This is a genomic window from Streptomyces sp. NPDC043176 (assembly GCF_056436715.1).
The window spans coordinates 258971-274364 of record NZ_JBWKCA010000010.1; the positions used below are offsets into that span (position 1 = coordinate 258971).

Consider the following 15394-nt stretch of genomic DNA (forward strand, 5'->3'; position numbering starts at 1 on the left):
GCCCGCCCGGACTCAGGCGTCGTCGTCCGTCGGTCTCGGGGCCGATGGATGGCTAGGCTCAGTGACCTGGGCGAGGAGGAGCACGGTGTCGTCGCTCGGGCCGGCCGGCAGCAGGTGCGTGAGGATGCTGTCGGCCGTATCGTCCAACGTGCCAGTAGCACAAGCCAGTTGGGTGCGGAGTGCTCCGATGCCCTCGTCGATGTCCTTGCCGCGCGCCTCGATGAGCCCATCGGTGTAGAGGGCCAGGATGTCGCCCTCCTGGAGTGCGATCTCGAGCGTGCCGAAGGGGAAGCCGCCGACACCGAGGGGGACCCCCGGCCCGTTGTCGATGATCCTCACCGAGCCGTTCGGTTCGCGTACGAGGGGCGGGGGGTGGCCGGCGTTCGCGATGCGGGCGCGGCCCGTCGCGGGGTCGTAGTGGATGTAGAGACAGGTCGCCAGCTCGATGCCCGCTTCCTGGACACAGGCGTCGAGTTCCATGAGGAGGCTGTCGGGTTCCAGGTTCTGGCGGGCCAGCGCCTTGGCGGTGATCCGTAGCCTGCCCATCGCCGCGGCCGCCGGTACGCCGTGTCCCATGACGTCGCCGACCACGAGGGCCACCCGGCCGCCCGGCAGGTCGATCACGTCGTACCAGTCGCCCCCGACCTCCGTGAGGTGGCTGCCGGGGAGGTAGCGGTGGGCGATGCGCAGGGACGGGTTGGTCGCCACGGCGGTGGGGAGCAGCGCGCGCTGGAGGGTGAGCGCGATCTCCTGGACCTGGCTGTAGAGACGGGCGTTGTCCAGGCACAGGGCGGCGCGCGAGGCGAGTTCGCCGGCCAAGCTGAGGTCCTGCTCGGTGAAGGCCGGGCGGGCGGCGGAGCGGCCGAACATGGTGATTCCCTGGACCTTGCCCCGGGCGATGAGGGGAGCGATGAGAAGGCAGGTCAGGCCGCTGTCGATCAGCAACTGGCTGCGGGCCTGGTGGATCACGGTCCGTGTCATGAACTCATCGTTCACGGGGACGCAGACGGGCAGACCCGTTCTCAGTGTCTCGTGGATCGTCGAGCCCGGCGGGTACGTCACGCGCTCCAGTCCGCCGACGAGTTCGGGTGCCGGGGGCGGCAGACTGGTGCCGGATGCGATCCGTCGCGTGACCAGGGGGAGGTCCGGGTCGAACACCTCGGGTTCGTCCATCCACTCCACGACTTCCACGACGGAGGCGTCGGCGAACTCCGGAACGGCCGCTTCGACCAGCTCACGGGCGGTGACGTCCACGTCCAGCGTGGTGCCGATCCGGGCCGCGGCCCGGTCCAGCAGAGCCAGCCGCTGCCGTCCGGCCGTCGCTTCCACGATGGCCTGCTCGCGGTCGGTGACGTCCACGAGGAGACCGCCCAATCCCGGCCGCGTATCGCCCGCCTGGCTCAACGGGAAGAAGCTCACCGACCGCACTTGGTCCCGGTCGGGACGGCCCGGCGTGCGAAGAACGACCAGCGCGCTCACGACGGGCCGCCCCCCGTCGGCGACGGCGTGCAGCATGCGCCGGTACTCGCCGCCGTCGGACGTGATCATGAAGTCTTCCATGCTGCGCCCGATGTGGTCCTCGATCGGGATGCCGTCCATGTCGGCGAGGGCCTGGTTGAGGTGGACGTAGCGCAGGTCCTCGTCGAGCATGACGAGTCCGATCGGGCAGGTCTCGAAGAGCGCGTCGAGAAAGGCGAGGTTGGTCTTCACCCGGTCGAGTTCGTCGCCCCTGCTGGCCAGGCCGACGATGACGGTGCGGCCTTGACCGCCCGTCACCGGGAAGACCCGGAATCCGCAGTCGAAGACCGTGCCGTCCCGGTGCAGGGCGGGCATTCTTACCCGCCAGTAACCCAGGGTGCGGCCACGTTCCGCGAGCCGTTCCGCCGCACTGGTCCCGTCCGTGGGGGCGGCGGGGAAGAGGGTTGCGGCGGGCTTGGAAAGGACGTCGTCGGCCTCGTATCCGAAAAGCCTCTGCGCGCCGGGTCCCCAGTAGCAGATCCGGTCCTCGTCATCCATCCCGAGCACGGCGACGGCCACGTGCTCCAGCAAGGTTCCCGGCTCCGACCAGACCGGCCCGGGATCCTGCGCCCCCGTTGGATTCGATGACACCAGTTGCCCTTCCACGCGCACATGCGGAAGCCGAGTGCGCCACTCGTCGGCGGACGGGGACCTCACGTCAATTCTGCTCGCCGTCCGAGGTTCGGACATCACGACAGCAGCAGGTGGGGGTGCGCTGTGCGTGACGAGGCTACGGGCCGCAAGGCCGCGGCCGGTGCCGAAGAGGGAGCGAAACGGCCGCCGGCCCCATCGCCCGTACCCGCGGTTCCGGGCGGGGTCCAGGTGACCGCGGCGAGGGTGGCCTCATGGGTATTGCGAGGTACTCGGGGGAGTTCGAGCAGGACGCGGTCGCGGTGGTGGAGTCCGGCGGGCGGCGCGTACCGGCGGTGGCGCGAGCGGGGAGTCGACCCGGAATCGCCGGGCCGGTGGACCGCGCGGTCGAGGGCCGCGGCGGCTTCGGGTGCGGGCGGTGAGTGCCCGTTGAGCCCGCAGGGGCGGGAGGAGCTGCGCAGGCCGCGCAAGCGGTCTGCGGGCTGGACCTGCCGACCGCCCGCCAGGCCCTCGCCGGGGCGGCGGCCTCGTGCGGCTGACCGTGGTGGCCGGTGATCGGAGCCCGCCTGCCGACTTGCATTGTGGAAACCGATCTGTTTCCCTCACTGGAAACCGATCGGTTTCCGCTCGGTGTTCGGTCCATGCCCGGCGACAAAGGGGAAAAGTGAGTACCACCTTCGACCGAGGGGCGCCCGCCTCCGGGAAAACAGACTCGGGCCGCCGCGGCTCACATGCCGTGCGCTGGTGGGTGCTTGTCGTCCTGGGCGTGGCGCAGCTCATGGTCACGCTCGATGCGACCGTGGTGAACATCGCGCTGCCCGCAGCGCAACACGACCTCGGTTTCGGCGACGGCAGCCGGCAATGGGTGATCACGGGCTACGCGCTGGCGTTCGGCAGCCTGCTGTTGCTCGGCGGCCGACTCGGTGACCTGTTCGGTCGACGTACCACCTTCGTGACCGGCCTGATCGGTTTCGCGGGCGCGTCCGTTGTCGGTGGCGCGGCCGCGAGCTTCGAAATACTCGTCGCGGCACGTGTGGCCCAGGGCCTCTTCGCCGCGCTGCTGGCACCCGCGGCCCTCTCGCTGCTCAGCGTGACCTTCACCCAACGGTCCGAGAGGGCGAAGGCCTTCGGCATCTTCAGCGCGCTGTCCGGTGCGGGTGGCGCGATCGGGCTACTGCTGGGCGGCATGCTCACCGAATGGGTGTCGTGGCGCTGGGTGATGTACGTGAACGTCGTCTTCGCGGCCGTCGCGCTGGTCGGTGCGCTGCTGCTGCCGGCCAAGCCTGCGGTCACCGAGCGGCCCAAACTCGACATGCCGGGCACCATCGTGGTGAGCGCCGCGCTGTTCGCCGTCGTCTACGGGTTCGCGCACGTCGAATCCACCAGCTGGACCGACCCCGTCACCCTCGGCTCCATGACCGTCGGTGTGGTGCTGCTCGCGGTATTCGTGTGGTTGCAGTCCAGGGTCGCGAATCCGCTGCTGCCGCTGCGACTCGTGCTGGACCGGACCCGCGGCGGCTCGTTCCTGGCGGTGTTCGTCGTGGGCATGGGGATGTTCTCGATCTTCCTGTTCCTGACCTACTACCTGGAGGCCGGCATCGGCTACTCGCCGATCAAGACGGGTCTGGCGTTCCTGCCGATGGTCGGGGGCATCGTGGCCGCGTCGACCACGGCACCTTCGCTGCTGCTGCCCAGGGTCGGCCCGAAGATCGTGGTCAGCGCCGGCTTCCTGGTCGCCGCGGCCGGCATGGCCCTGCTGAACCGGCTCGCACTGGACAGCGGCTACGTCGCCGACATCATGCCCGGCATGATCCTTCTGGGGCTCGGCCTCGGGGGAGTGATGACCACCGCGTTCCAGGGCGCCACCGCGGGGGTGCACCACGAGGACACGGGCGTCGCCTCGGCGCTGATCAACACCAGCCAGCAGATGGGTGGCTCGATCAGCACGGCGCTGCTGACCACCGTCGCCTCATCGGCCGCGACCGACTACCTGTCCTCGCACAAGCCCGGCGCGCTGACCGCGGCGCAGGCCGGGGTCGAGGGCTACACGGCCACTCTGGCGTGGGGCGCCGGGATCTTCGTGGTCGGCGCGGTGCTTGCGGCGTTCCTGATTCCGAATCGGGCTCTGGCTCCGTCGGAGGGCGAGCCCGTGATGGCTCACTGAGCAGGAATCGTCGGGGCGCGGTTGATCGCAGCGCCCCGACACCCCTGGAAACCGATCGGTTTTTATTTCGTGCGATTCGAGTTAGCCTCGTCCTATGACCACCCAAGTGAAGCCGAGCTCCAGAGAGCGCCTGTTGGAGGCGGCAGCCGCACTGACCTATCGGGACGGCGTCGGCATCGGCATCGAGGCGCTGTGCAAGGCGGCAGGGGTGTCGAAGCGCTCCATGTACCAGTTGTTCGAGAGCAAGGACGAGCTGCTGGCGGCAAGCCTTGAGGAGCGCGCCTCCGCCTTCGTGGCCGGGCTCCTGCCCGCGGTGGATGACGGTCGATCGCCCCGCGAGCGGATCCTGTACGTCTTCGAGCAGGTGGAACGGCAGGCGGGCGCGCCCGAGTTCCGGGGCTGTCGGTACCTGGCGGTCCAGATCGAACTCAAGGATCAGAGCCACCCCGCGAGCCGGGTGGCCCACCGGATCAAGGCGAACCTGACGGCGTTCTTCCGCACGGAGGCCGAAAAGGGCGGCGCGCAGGATCCCGACCTGCTGGCCCGGCAGCTCAGCCTGGTCTTCGACGGTGCCAGCGCCCGCGCGGGAATCCAGGCCGACAAGCTGACCGGGCTCATCGCGCCCACCGTGGCCACCCTGCTCGATGCGGCAGGCGTGCGCTGACGCACCCCTCTTCGAGCGGCCTCGCGAGCCGAGGCGCCCTGCGAGCCGCCCGACCCGAAGCCGAAGCTGCGGTACGCCGCCGGTCTCGTGGCCGGGCGCGCGAGCATGCTCCGCCGCATGGCTCCCGCCGGGATCCTCGACAAGCGGATCCGCAAGCTCGACCGTCTGGCCGGCTGACGCCTGCCCTCCGAGGGTCATTCAGGACACCCGGGGCCGGTTCGCCTCCGAGGGCGAGTGGGAGCCGTGGACGCATGAAGAGCGCGACGGTTACGACACCGCACGGTGGGCCGCGGCCCTTCCCGGCCCGAACGGCTCCGTCGGCCTGATCGGCGTCGGTCGATTCGGCAACGCCCAGTGGATGGCGGAGCTGTCGAAGCTGCCGGAGCTGAAGGCGATCGCGCCGCGGAGCGCGTGGTCCGATCCGGATGACGGCTGTGGGACGCGCGGTCGCGTGATCGAGCTCGGCATCACCGCACCCTGGCTCCTTACGCAGGACGCCGGCACCCGGGCTCCTTACGCAGGACGCCGGCACCCGGGCTCCTTACGCAGGACGCCCTGATGCGGCGTCACCGCACCGACCCGAACAGGCTCGTGAGCGGCATCACCCGGCTCGTACCGGATCTCGCCGGCCTGATGAACGACCGCTGCGCGGAGCTGCCCGCGGGGCGGTTTCCCGCGTTCGCCCGGTGTGACCTCCCTGAGCTCGGCTACGAGCGTTTCCGGCGGGAGTTCGGCCGGGCGCGGCCCTGCCGCGTCGCCGGACTGCACGATGAGGTCGGCTTGCCCGCCTTCCGGGTCGGCGGCTGGTACGACATCTTCAGCCGGGGTGCGGTCGACTGCTTCACCGCCGTGTGCCGGGCCGGCAGGCCGGTCACGCTGCCCGCGGGTCCGTGAACCCAGCCCACCGGGCGGCGCGTGCCCGACTGGTTCCAGGGCTTGACCGGCGACGGCGAGGTGCCCACAGCGGGACGCGATCACGGCCCGAGTGGCCCTGCGGCAGATCTTCCACGGCGCCGCCCAGCCGTCCCGCATCGTCCTGCCGGTGGTTCCGGCCCGGGAGGAGGCGCCGGAGATCGCCTGGGCGACAGGGTCGACGTCATCTCGCCCAGGTGATCCCCCGGACACGCGGCCGACTCGCCGTCCGAGGCCCGCCTCGCCCGTCGGCAGTACTTGAGCGGTGCTTGCGCCGCCGCCGGGAAACGGCGGGCTGGCCGCCGCTTCCAGGGGGCCCAAGGTGTCGGCCGAGCACCCGTGCGACGGGGACTGCTCGCCGACAGCGCATCACGGGTTCGTCCGCCTCGCCCCGCATTGTCGTCGAGGGCGCAGCAGGCGCCTCCGGCAGGGTCGGCTGAAGGTTCTCCGTGGCGGCCGAGGCGCGGGGCCGAGAAGATTCCAAGGCCCACCCATGACATCGTCCGGCTCCTGGCGGAGACCGTAGGCTCTGCGCATGGTGGACAGACAACCGGATGGGGCAGTACGAGGGCCGGGGCGCCCGCGCGAGGAGCGGGTGACCGGATCCGTTCTCAAGGCGGTCGTGGACCTGGTCACCGAGCAGGGGATCGGGGCGGTCACGATGGACGCCGTGGCCTCACGTGCCGGGGTGAGCAAGCCCGCCATCTATCGGCGGTGGCCCACCAAGCAGGATCTGATCATCGCCGCCGCGGAGACCCGGATCGGCATCCTTTCGGTGCCGGACCTGGGTGACTTCCGCGCCGAGCTCCGCTTCGTCCTCACCGCTCGTCTGGAGGCGTACCGGCTGCCGGGTTCGGACCGGCTGATCGCGGGGCTCATCGGGGCGGCTGCCGAGGCGGGCGCGGTGCGGGGGCAGTACGCGGAGTACACCGAGCGGATCACGAGCGAGACGAGGCGCATCCTCGAACGGGGGATCGCCCGCGGTGACGTGGGTCCGGACACGGATGTCCGTGCCGCGGCCACGTTGGTGGCCGCGCCGCTGATTTTCCGGCTGATCGGTGAGCAGGAGATGCCCGACGTCCGTTTCGTGGACAAGCTGGTCGATCTCGTCGCCCGCGCCGTCGGCCCGGTCGGCTGACGACTTCCGGCGGCGGCTCCCGGCTCTCTTTTTCTTCCCCTCGGGCCTCTTGCCTTGCCGTACCCCAATAACGATACTCCCAGTAACGATTTTCGGCCTCGTCAGGGAGGAACCAGGAACCATGGACACCGCCGTCACCACCCCCGCCCCCGCGCTCGACAAGCCGCTGATGCACTACGGGAAGCGCACCCTCGACCGCATCGCGCCGGACGCGGGCCAGCCCGACTACCGGCTCCTGGACATCTGCCCGCTCACCCCGCACATCGGCGCCGAGGTCGAAGGCGTCGACCTCTCGCTCCCGATCGGCGAGGAGCTCGGGGAGGAGCTCAGGCAGGCCCTGCTGGAGTGGAAGGTGCTCTTCTTCCGCGACCAGCACGCGTTCGAGCCGCAGTCCCAGCTCGCGTTCTCCGCCCTGTGGGGTCAGCCGGAACCGAACCCCTTCTTCCCCAAGGGCAACTCCAACGGCGTCTCCCGCCTGGCGAAGGACGCCATGGCCATCGGCAACGAGAACATCTGGCACAGCGACCACTCGTTCATGGCCGCGCCGGCACTCGGCTCCGTACTGCGTGCCGTCGAGGTCCCGTCCGCCGGCGGCGACACCATGTGGGCCGACATGGCGGCCGCCTACGACAACCTCACCGAGTCCATGAAGGCCCGGATCGAGGGGCTGACAGCCGTGCACGACTGGGAGCCGAGCTGGGGCGCCGTGATGACCGCGAGCCAGATCGCCGCGCTCCGTGAGAACCTGCCGGCCGTCGAGCACCCGGTCGTCGTCCGCCATCCGCGCACCGGCCGCAAGCTGCTCTACGTCAACGAGCCCTTCACCACCCGGATCGTCGGCCTGTCGGACGCGGAGAGCCGCGAACTCCTCGACGAGCTCGTGCTCCAGGCCCGCATCCCCGAGTACCAGGTGCGCTTCCGCTGGCAGGCGGGCTCGGTCGCGGTGTGGGACAACATCGCCACCCAGCACTACGCGATCAACGACTACTTCCCGCAGCGCCGTGTCATGGAGCGCATCGCCATCGCGGGCGTCCCGCTCGCCTGACCGGCCTCGCGCCCCTCCTCCCCTCCCCATCCAGCCCCCGCGGAGTCCTTGTGACCGACACCGACGTCGCACCCGCTGTGCCCGCCGGCCCCCCGAAGGTGCCGAGCAGAACGAGACGCCGCGCTTGGACCGTCACCGCGCTGCTCGTCGTCTTCATGATGATCAATTTCGCCGACAAGTCCGTGCTCGGTCTGGCCGCGGAGGAGATCCGCCAGGACCTCGGCCTGTCCGCGTCGGCCTTCGGGCTCGCCAGCAGCGCCTTCTTCCTCCTGTTCTCCCTCTCCGGGGCCGGGGTGGGGCTGCTCGCGGACCGCATACGGCCCAAGTGGCTGATTCTGGCCATGGCCGTCCTGTGGTCCGTCTCCCAGGCACCGCTGGCGGTGGGCGGAGGGCTCGCGGTGCTCATCACCTCACGTGTCCTCCTGGGCGCCGCCGAGGGGCCCGCCTTCCCCGTCGCCCAGCAGGCCACCCTGTCGTGGTTCCCCAACCACCGGCGCAACCTGCCGGGGGCCGTGATCGTCCTGGGAATCACCCTGGGGGTCCTGGTCGCCGCTCCCGTACTGACCTGGGTGATCCAGCACCACGGCTGGCGCTCGGCCGTCGCCGCGGTGGCGCTCGTCGGTGTCGGGTGGGCGCTGCTGTGGATCCCCTTCGGCGGGGAGGGACCGTACGCGGCCGCGTCGGAGACCGAGCACGGTCCGGCCGGACCGACGGGCGGGCTCGGGACGCCGTACCGGCGGATCCTCGCGACCCGCACCTGGATCGGTGCCACGGCCGCCTACTTCGGCACCTACTGGGTCATCGCCTTCGCCCTCGTCTGGCTGCCCTCGTACCTCCAGGACGCCCTGGGCTACACCTCGGCAGGGTCCACGTGGATGGTGATGCTGGTCTGGGGGCTGGGCGGCGTCGTGGTGCTCGGGCAGGCCGGCCTCACCGGATGGCTGCTGCGCCGCGGGACCCCGAGCCGACGGGCCCGCGGCGGCCTCGGCGGCGTACTGCTGCTCATGGGCGCGGCCGCGTGCCTCGCCCTGCCGGTGGCCCCGGCCGGTGCCGTGACAGCCGTGCTCGTGGTCGCGGGATTCGGGATCCCCGGAGCGATGAGCAGCGTCGCCGTCACCACCGTCACGGAACTGGCGCCGGCCGATCGTCGCGGCGGCGCCCTCGGCATCATGAACGCCGTGGTGACCACCGCCGGCCTGATCGTCCCGACGCTGATCGGGCACCTCGTGGACGCCCACGGTACGGAGGGCTACCGGCACGCGGCCCTGATCACCGGCGCCGTGCTCCTGCTGAGCGGAACCGCCGCCCTCACGCTGATCGACCCCGACCGCGACGCCCGCCGGCTGTCCGCGTGACCCCACGCGTGTCGTCCGCTCCGCACACAGAGCTCGGAGCGGGTCCCGCCGTCCCGGCTCCCGACCTTCGCAAGGAACGACGTTGAACACCAGCGCCCTCGACACCGACTTCCTCGATCGCACGGTGGCCCTCGTGCGCGGCAACGCCGCGTCCTGGGCCGCCACTTCACTCACCGAACGCATCGCCCTCCTGGAGCGGTTGCAGCCGCGCGTCGTCGCACGGGCGGCCGAGATGGCCGGCGCGGCCGCCCTGGCGAAGGGGTACGGACCGGCCTCCCCGTGGGCGGCGGAGGACTGGATCGGCGGCCCCTGGGCCCTGGTCCAGAACGCCGCGGCGCTGCTGCACGTCCTTCGACGGATCGCCGCGGGCAAGGACCCGCTGGACGGCACGACGGTCCGCGAGGAGAACGGCCGTACCCGCGTGGACGTCTTCCCCGCCACCGCCTGGGACGCCCTGCTGCTCAACGGGTTCACGGCCCAGGTGTGGATGCGCCCCGGCGTCACGGCGGAGCAGGCGGAGGCGTGCGCCGCGGGGGAGTACCGGGGCAGGCAGGGAGACCCGGCTCTGGCCCTGGTGCTCGGCGCCGGCAACGTCGCCGCCATCACCGCGCTCGACGTCCTGCACAAGCTCTACGTGGAGGGCCAGGTCGTCATCGCCAAGATGAACCCGGTCAACGCCTACCTGCGCCCCCACTTCGAGTACGTCTTCGCCGAGTTCGTCGAACGGGGCTGGCTTCGCTTCGTCGACGGCGGCGCGGCCGAGGGCGGCTACCTCGCCCGCCACGCAGGCGTCGACGCCCTTCACGTCACCGGCAGCGACCGCACCCACGACGCCCTCGTCTGGGGCACCGACGAGGACGCCGAGCGCCGCCGCCGTGACGACCTCCCGCTGATCGCCAAGCCCTTCAGCAGCGAACTGGGCGGCGTCAGTCCCTGCATCGTGGTGCCGGGCCCGTGGAGCGATGCCGACGTCCGCTTCCAGGCCGAGCACATCGTCACCGGCAAGATGAACAACTCCGGCCACAACTGCATCGCCAGCCAGATCCTGGTGCTGCCCCGCGACTGGGACGGCACCGAGCGGCTGCTCGACGAGATCCGGCGGCTGTTGCGCGAGCTGCCCCCGCGTACCGACTACTACCCGGGCGCGGCCGACCGGCTCGCCGCCGTACGCGCGGCGCATCCGACGGCGGAGGAACTCGGCGACGGCTGCCGGCTGCTCGTGCCCGACATCACCGACCACGAAGACCTCCTCGTCCTCGACGAGGTCTTCGGCAGCGCCCTCGGCGTCGTACGCCTGCCCGGCGCGACTCCGGACGCCTTCCTGCGCCACGCCGTCGACTTCGCCAACGACACGCTGCCCGGCACCCTCGGCGCGACCCTGATCGTCCACCCGAGGACCGAGAAGGCACACGGGGAGGCCGTGGCCGCCGCGATCGCCGATCTTCGCTACGGCACACTGGGCGTCAACTGCTGGTCGGCCGTGGGCTTCCTGCTCGGGTACACCCCCTGGGGAGCCTTCCCCGGCCACACCCGCCAGGACATCGGCAGCGGCATCGGCTTCGTGCACAACGCGTTCATGCTCGAAGACGTCGAGAAGACCGTGCTGCGCGCCCCGTTCACACCGGCCCCGCGTGGACTGGTCACGGGCGACCCGTCGCTGTCGCCGCGCCCCCCGTACTTCGTGACCCACCGCACGGCGCTGACCACGGTGGAGCGACTCACCCGCTTCACGGCGGCGCCGCGCCTGTCGAAACTGCCCGCACTCTTCGCCGCCGCGCTGCGGGGCTGACCCCGGCCCTCGGCGTTCCAGGCATCCGCCACGCGACGCCCATGGCGCCCGCCGAAGCATCCCCTACGGAGATTTCATGCTCAATCTCGCCGCCCTGCTGGAGAACAGCGCCCGCAGCGTGCCCGACCGCACGGCGGTCGTCCTCGGCACCCAGACCCTGACCTACGCGGAGCTGGACGCGGCCGCCCGCCGCGTGGCCAACCTGCTGCACGCCCGCGGCATCGGCCCGGGCGACAAGGTCGCGCTGTCCTGCCCGAACCTGCCGTGGTTCCCGATCGTCTACTACGGCATCCTCAAGGCCGGCGCGGTGGTCGTCCCGCTCAACGTGCTGCTCAAGGGCCGGGAGATCGCCTACCACCTGGCCGACTCCGAGGCCAAGGCCTACTTCTGCTTCGAGGGCGGCCCGGACCTTCCGACGGGCGAGGAGGGCTGGTCCGGCTTCGGTGAGGCTCCCGGCTGCGATGCCTTCTTCCTGATGACCGCCTCTCCCACCGAGAACTCCCCGATCGCGGGTGCCGAGACCCTGGACGCGGCGTTGGCCGACCACGGCGCGGACTTCGAGACGGTGGCCACGGAGCCCGGTGACACGGCGGTCATCCTGTACACCTCCGGCACCACGGGCCGCCCCAAGGGCGCTGAGCTCACCCACTCCAACGTGATGCTCAACGTGCTGACCTGCCACAAGCTGTTCGGCGAGGTCGAGCACGACGTGCACCTGATCAGCCTGCCGCTCTTCCACTCCTTCGGCCAGGTCGTGCAGATGAACGCCGGTCTCGCCTCGCGGGCGACACTGGTACTGCTGGCGCGGTTCGACGCACGGTCCGCCCTGTCCCTGATGCAGCGCCACGCGGTCACCTTCTTCGCCGGTGTCCCCACGATGTACTGGGCCCTCCTCGAAGCGAAGGCACCCGAAGCGGACCTGTCGCGGATCGCCGGGAACCTGCGCATGGCCGGGTCGGGAGGCTCCGCGCTGCCGGTCGAGATCCACCGCCGGTTCAGCGAGCGCTTCGGGGTCACCATCATGGAGGGGTACGGCCTCTCGGAGACCAGCCCCGCGGCCACCTTCGCCCCGCGCGGCGAAGAAGCACGCCCCGGCTCCATCGGCCGCCCCGTGTGGGGCGCCGAGGTCGACCTGGTCGACAAGGACTGGGCGCCGGTCCGCGGCGCCGACGCCATCGGCGAGATCGTCGTCCGCGGCCACAACGTCATGAAGGGGTACTACAACCGGCCCGAGGCGACCGCCGAGGTGATGCGCAACGGCTGGTTCCGCACCGGAGACCTGGCACGCCGCGACGCCGACGGATGGTTCTACATCGTGGACCGGGCCAAGGACATGATCATCCGCGGTGGCTTCAACGTGTACCCGCGGGAGATCGAGGAGGTCCTGCTCACCCACCCCGCCGTGAGCATGGCGGCCGTCATCGGCGTGCCGCACGCCCGCCACGGCGAGGAGATCAAGGCCTGCGTGGTCCGCGCCGGGGGAGCGGCACTCACCGAGGACGAGCTGATCGCCTGGTGCAAGGGGGAGATGGCAGGCTACAAGTACCCCCGCCTCGTGGAGTTCCGCGACTCCCTGCCCACCAACGCCACCGGCAAGATCCTCAAGCGCGAACTCAGGAACCATGATGACCACCCGGACGACCACGGGGCCGACGCGGTTCGATGAGCGACGTCCGCCCTCGGGCCTGAGGGGCCGAGGGCGGACGTGTGGGGCAATCGTGCCGACGCGGGGCAGTGGGCCTACGCGGTCGGACCCGCCGGTGGCGGCGCAGCGCAAGACCGGCAGCCCGCTCCGTACCGACAGGCCGGGGTCCTCACCGCTCAGCACGTCGTCCGTGAGGGCGACGACCACCGAGTCCGCGCATTCGGGCACCGTCACCTCGGCGAGATCTCGTGCGATGCGCAGCACGTCGAGACTTCGGCCGATGCGTTCGCGGACAGGATGGAGCGGTCTGCCCGGGAACTCGCGGCAGACCGCCCACCTCGCCACGCGGCAGGCTCCGGCTCAGCAGCCGCCGCAGTTGTAGAACGTCACGTCCCAGTGGTTGCCCTCGTCGGCGTAGATGTTGCCGGCGCCGGACTTCCACTGCGGGGCCCCGTCGCCGCGCAGCCCGATGTAGGTGAACGTGTTCTTGATGTAGCTGCCGACGCAGGTGTACTTGCTGAAGTCGAGCTTGTAGCCGTTCCAGTGCGAGTAGGTGCCGCTCGCGTGTCCGGTCTCGGTGCCGCCGGTGATGTTGAGGGCGCAGCCGCTGGCGCTCTTGAGGGTCTGGGCGCCCTGGGCGGTGGCGAGGTTGAGCTGCTCGAAGGACGTGCAGGTGGAGTTGTAGCGGTCCGAGCAGCCGCCGGACGAGGACCAGGTGATGCCGGAGGCCCGGAACATCGAGGTGGCGGTGGCGTGGCTGATCTTGGTGACGGCGTGGGCGTCGGTGGCGGTGGACAGGGCGCCGAATCCGGGGGCGAAGAGGGCGCCGAGGACGAGGGCGAGTGCGGTGAGGACGGCGCGCAGGCCGGTTCCTCGCGTACGGGGGGCGCGGGCCTGGTGATCTTCGGGGACCTGCAGGGACTTCACGGGCTTTCCTCCTGGCGCCGACTTCGGCGAGTGGGTGCGGACTTGGGCGGGGCTGAGCAACCGGACCGAGAGGTCTACCCGCGTCGACTTCGGAGCGCGGAAGACCCCGGCGGTGCGGCCCGGGGGGATCAGACGGCGGAGCGGAAGGCCGGCAGGTAGCCGCCGGACTGGCCCGTGGCCGTGGGGTGGTAGCTGTTGGAGACGGGCACCGAAACGCTGTGCAGCCAGGCGGCGCTCGAGCAGATCTCGTGGCCGGTGAACTCGTCCACGACGCTGGAGTAGGAGAACCCCGCGGCGGCGGCCTGCTTCGCGAGCATGCCGTTGAGGGCGTCGCTGCCCCGGTTGATCGCCGCGCGCTCGGTCTCGCTCAGCCCGGCGATGCAACTGCCGTTCAACTGGTAGAAGCGCGGGTAGCCGAGCACGACGACGTGAGCCTGCGGCGCCTTGCTGCGGATGGTGCCGTAGAGGGAGGAAAGGCTCCCCGGCAGGGTGCCGTTGATCTGCGTGATGGCGTTGTTCACCGCGTTGACGCAGGTCGCCTCGCTCTGCAGCACACAGGTCTGCATGACGTTCGCGAACCCGACGTCGTTACCGCCGGCGGTGACGCTGATGAGCGTGGTGGAGCTGTCGAGCGGCGTCAGCTGGCTGCTCTTGACCGTACTGGTCGTCGCCCCCGAACAGGCGGTGAAGGAGAACGAGGCCGGGGCGTTGGCCGCCGCCCACAAGGACGGGTAGGCCTTGCTGCTGCGCTGACAGCTGCCACTGTCGGACAGGTAGCTGCCGGCGCCCACCCCGGAGGAGTAGGAGTCGCCGAGAGCGACGTACCGCTCCCCCGCCGCCGCAGCGGCGGAGGCGGGCTGGACCAGGCCGACGCTCGCGGCGAGCATCGCCAGCAGCGGAGGCAGAACCCATCTCAATTTGGACGCGAACATGACAACATGCTCCTCAAGGTGCCGTGCGGGCTGGGAGTTGTTGAAGCGCCACTCTTCTAGCAGTGATCGATACCGACGCGATAGACGTGCGGCGTTTGTTTCTCCGGTGACGGCACCCGGCGAGAGGCCGGTTGTGACTACCGGACCTGCGGCTGACCCCTGCCACCCTCGGGCGGGCCCTCGTGGCGGGTGCGCCGGCCGGCCCGGCGTCGGCCGTTCCGGTGTCAGCCGGCCCGGCGTCGGCCGTTCCGGCGGTGAGGCGCCGCTGCGGGGTCAACGGATTCGAGAGTTCCGCAAGGGTCTGTTGCGTGCATGCCAAAGCAGGCTACGGTTTACGCGCGTCAACCAGCCATCACCAGCGAGGAGTCGATGCGCCATGCCGCACATCAAGCGCGCCCTTGCGACCGGTGCCACCGCGGTCGCCGCCGCCGCACTGCTCCAGGCTCCGGCCCACGCCGCGGTCGTCCCGGAGCACGCGATCATCGTCTGCCAGAGCGCGAGCTTCTACGCCAACTACAACAGCTCCTCCGGCCCCACCGGCCTGGTGCGCACCCTGTCCTACGGTGACAAGGTCGGCCACACGCGCGGCGCCCACCCGGTCTACAACGGCTGGGCCGCCACCTTCGACTTCGGTCCCAACGACTGGGGCTACGTGCGCTACGAATGCATCGGCGGCTACGGCTCGTGGTGAGCCGGAATCCGGGAGGAAACGTC

At 70.8% G+C, this 15394-nt stretch carries 14 protein-coding genes; 11 read left to right on the forward strand and 3 right to left on the reverse strand.

Annotation, left to right across the window (positions count from 1 at the left end):
- Window positions 1–12: 12 nt before the first annotated feature.
- Window positions 13–2049: a SpoIIE family protein phosphatase gene (locus tag AC067A_RS19155; protein ID WP_479243642.1), complete on the reverse strand. Its 2037-nt coding sequence runs from the start codon at window positions 2047–2049 to the stop codon at window positions 13–15.
- A gap of 314 nt (window positions 2050–2363) precedes the next feature.
- Between AC067A_RS19155 and AC067A_RS19160 the strand changes: the two genes are divergently transcribed.
- The 10 genes from AC067A_RS19160 to AC067A_RS19205 all read left to right on the forward strand — a co-directional run bounded on the left by AC067A_RS19160 (window position 2364) and on the right by AC067A_RS19205 (window position 12842).
- On the forward strand, window positions 2364–2531 hold the full coding sequence (locus tag AC067A_RS19160) for a hypothetical protein (protein ID WP_479243643.1): 168 nt from the start codon (window positions 2364–2366) through the stop codon (window positions 2529–2531).
- A 242-nt stretch (window positions 2532–2773) separates the two neighbouring features.
- The gene (locus AC067A_RS19165; RefSeq protein ID WP_479243644.1) at window positions 2774–4273 is read left to right on the forward strand and encodes an MFS transporter; all 1500 of its coding nucleotides are present in this window, start codon (window positions 2774–2776) and stop codon (window positions 4271–4273) included.
- A 94-nt stretch (window positions 4274–4367) separates the two neighbouring features.
- The gene (locus AC067A_RS19170) at window positions 4368–4937 is read left to right on the forward strand and encodes a TetR/AcrR family transcriptional regulator (protein WP_479243645.1); all 570 of its coding nucleotides are present in this window, start codon (window positions 4368–4370) and stop codon (window positions 4935–4937) included.
- 196 nt (window positions 4938–5133) lie between these two features.
- The gene (locus AC067A_RS19175) at window positions 5134–5496 is read left to right on the forward strand and encodes a CocE/NonD family hydrolase (RefSeq protein WP_479243672.1); all 363 of its coding nucleotides are present in this window, start codon (window positions 5134–5136) and stop codon (window positions 5494–5496) included.
- The gene (locus tag AC067A_RS19180; RefSeq protein WP_479243646.1) at window positions 5496–5831 is read left to right on the forward strand and encodes a hypothetical protein; all 336 of its coding nucleotides are present in this window, start codon (window positions 5496–5498) and stop codon (window positions 5829–5831) included. The genes AC067A_RS19175 and AC067A_RS19180 overlap by 1 nt, the downstream gene beginning before the upstream one ends.
- Before the next feature lie 613 nt (window positions 5832–6444).
- A complete protein-coding gene (locus AC067A_RS19185) occupies window positions 6445–6987 on the forward strand; it encodes a TetR/AcrR family transcriptional regulator (RefSeq protein ID WP_479243647.1) in 543 nt (180 codons plus the stop codon).
- 121 nt (window positions 6988–7108) lie between these two features.
- Window positions 7109–8032: a TauD/TfdA dioxygenase family protein gene (locus AC067A_RS19190; RefSeq protein ID WP_479243648.1), complete on the forward strand. Its 924-nt coding sequence runs from the start codon at window positions 7109–7111 to the stop codon at window positions 8030–8032.
- Between the two features lie 50 nt (window positions 8033–8082).
- A complete protein-coding gene (locus tag AC067A_RS19195) occupies window positions 8083–9387 on the forward strand; it encodes an MFS transporter (RefSeq protein WP_479243649.1) in 1305 nt (434 codons plus the stop codon).
- 82 nt (window positions 9388–9469) lie between these two features.
- Entirely contained in the window at window positions 9470–11176 is a 1707-nt protein-coding gene (locus AC067A_RS19200; protein ID WP_479243650.1) for an aldehyde dehydrogenase family protein, read from the forward strand.
- 76 nt (window positions 11177–11252) lie between these two features.
- Complete coding sequence (locus AC067A_RS19205; protein WP_479243651.1) at window positions 11253–12842, forward strand: long-chain-fatty-acid--CoA ligase; 1590 nt, start codon at window positions 11253–11255, stop codon at window positions 12840–12842.
- A gap of 339 nt (window positions 12843–13181) precedes the next feature.
- Here AC067A_RS19205 and AC067A_RS19210 read toward each other — a convergent pair whose 3' ends face one another.
- Window positions 13182–13739 carry a hypothetical protein gene (locus AC067A_RS19210; RefSeq protein WP_479243673.1) on the reverse strand — a complete coding sequence of 186 codons (558 nt, stop codon included), beginning with the start codon at window positions 13737–13739 and terminating at the stop codon, window positions 13182–13184.
- A 137-nt stretch (window positions 13740–13876) separates the two neighbouring features.
- A complete protein-coding gene (locus AC067A_RS19215; RefSeq protein ID WP_479243674.1) occupies window positions 13877–14635 on the reverse strand; it encodes an SGNH/GDSL hydrolase family protein in 759 nt (252 codons plus the stop codon).
- 421 nt (window positions 14636–15056) lie between these two features.
- Here AC067A_RS19215 and AC067A_RS19220 point away from each other — a divergent pair, with 421 nt between their 5' ends.
- Window positions 15057–15371 carry a hypothetical protein gene (locus AC067A_RS19220; protein ID WP_479243652.1) on the forward strand — a complete coding sequence of 105 codons (315 nt, stop codon included), beginning with the start codon at window positions 15057–15059 and terminating at the stop codon, window positions 15369–15371.
- The last annotated feature ends 23 nt before the right edge of the window (window positions 15372–15394 follow it).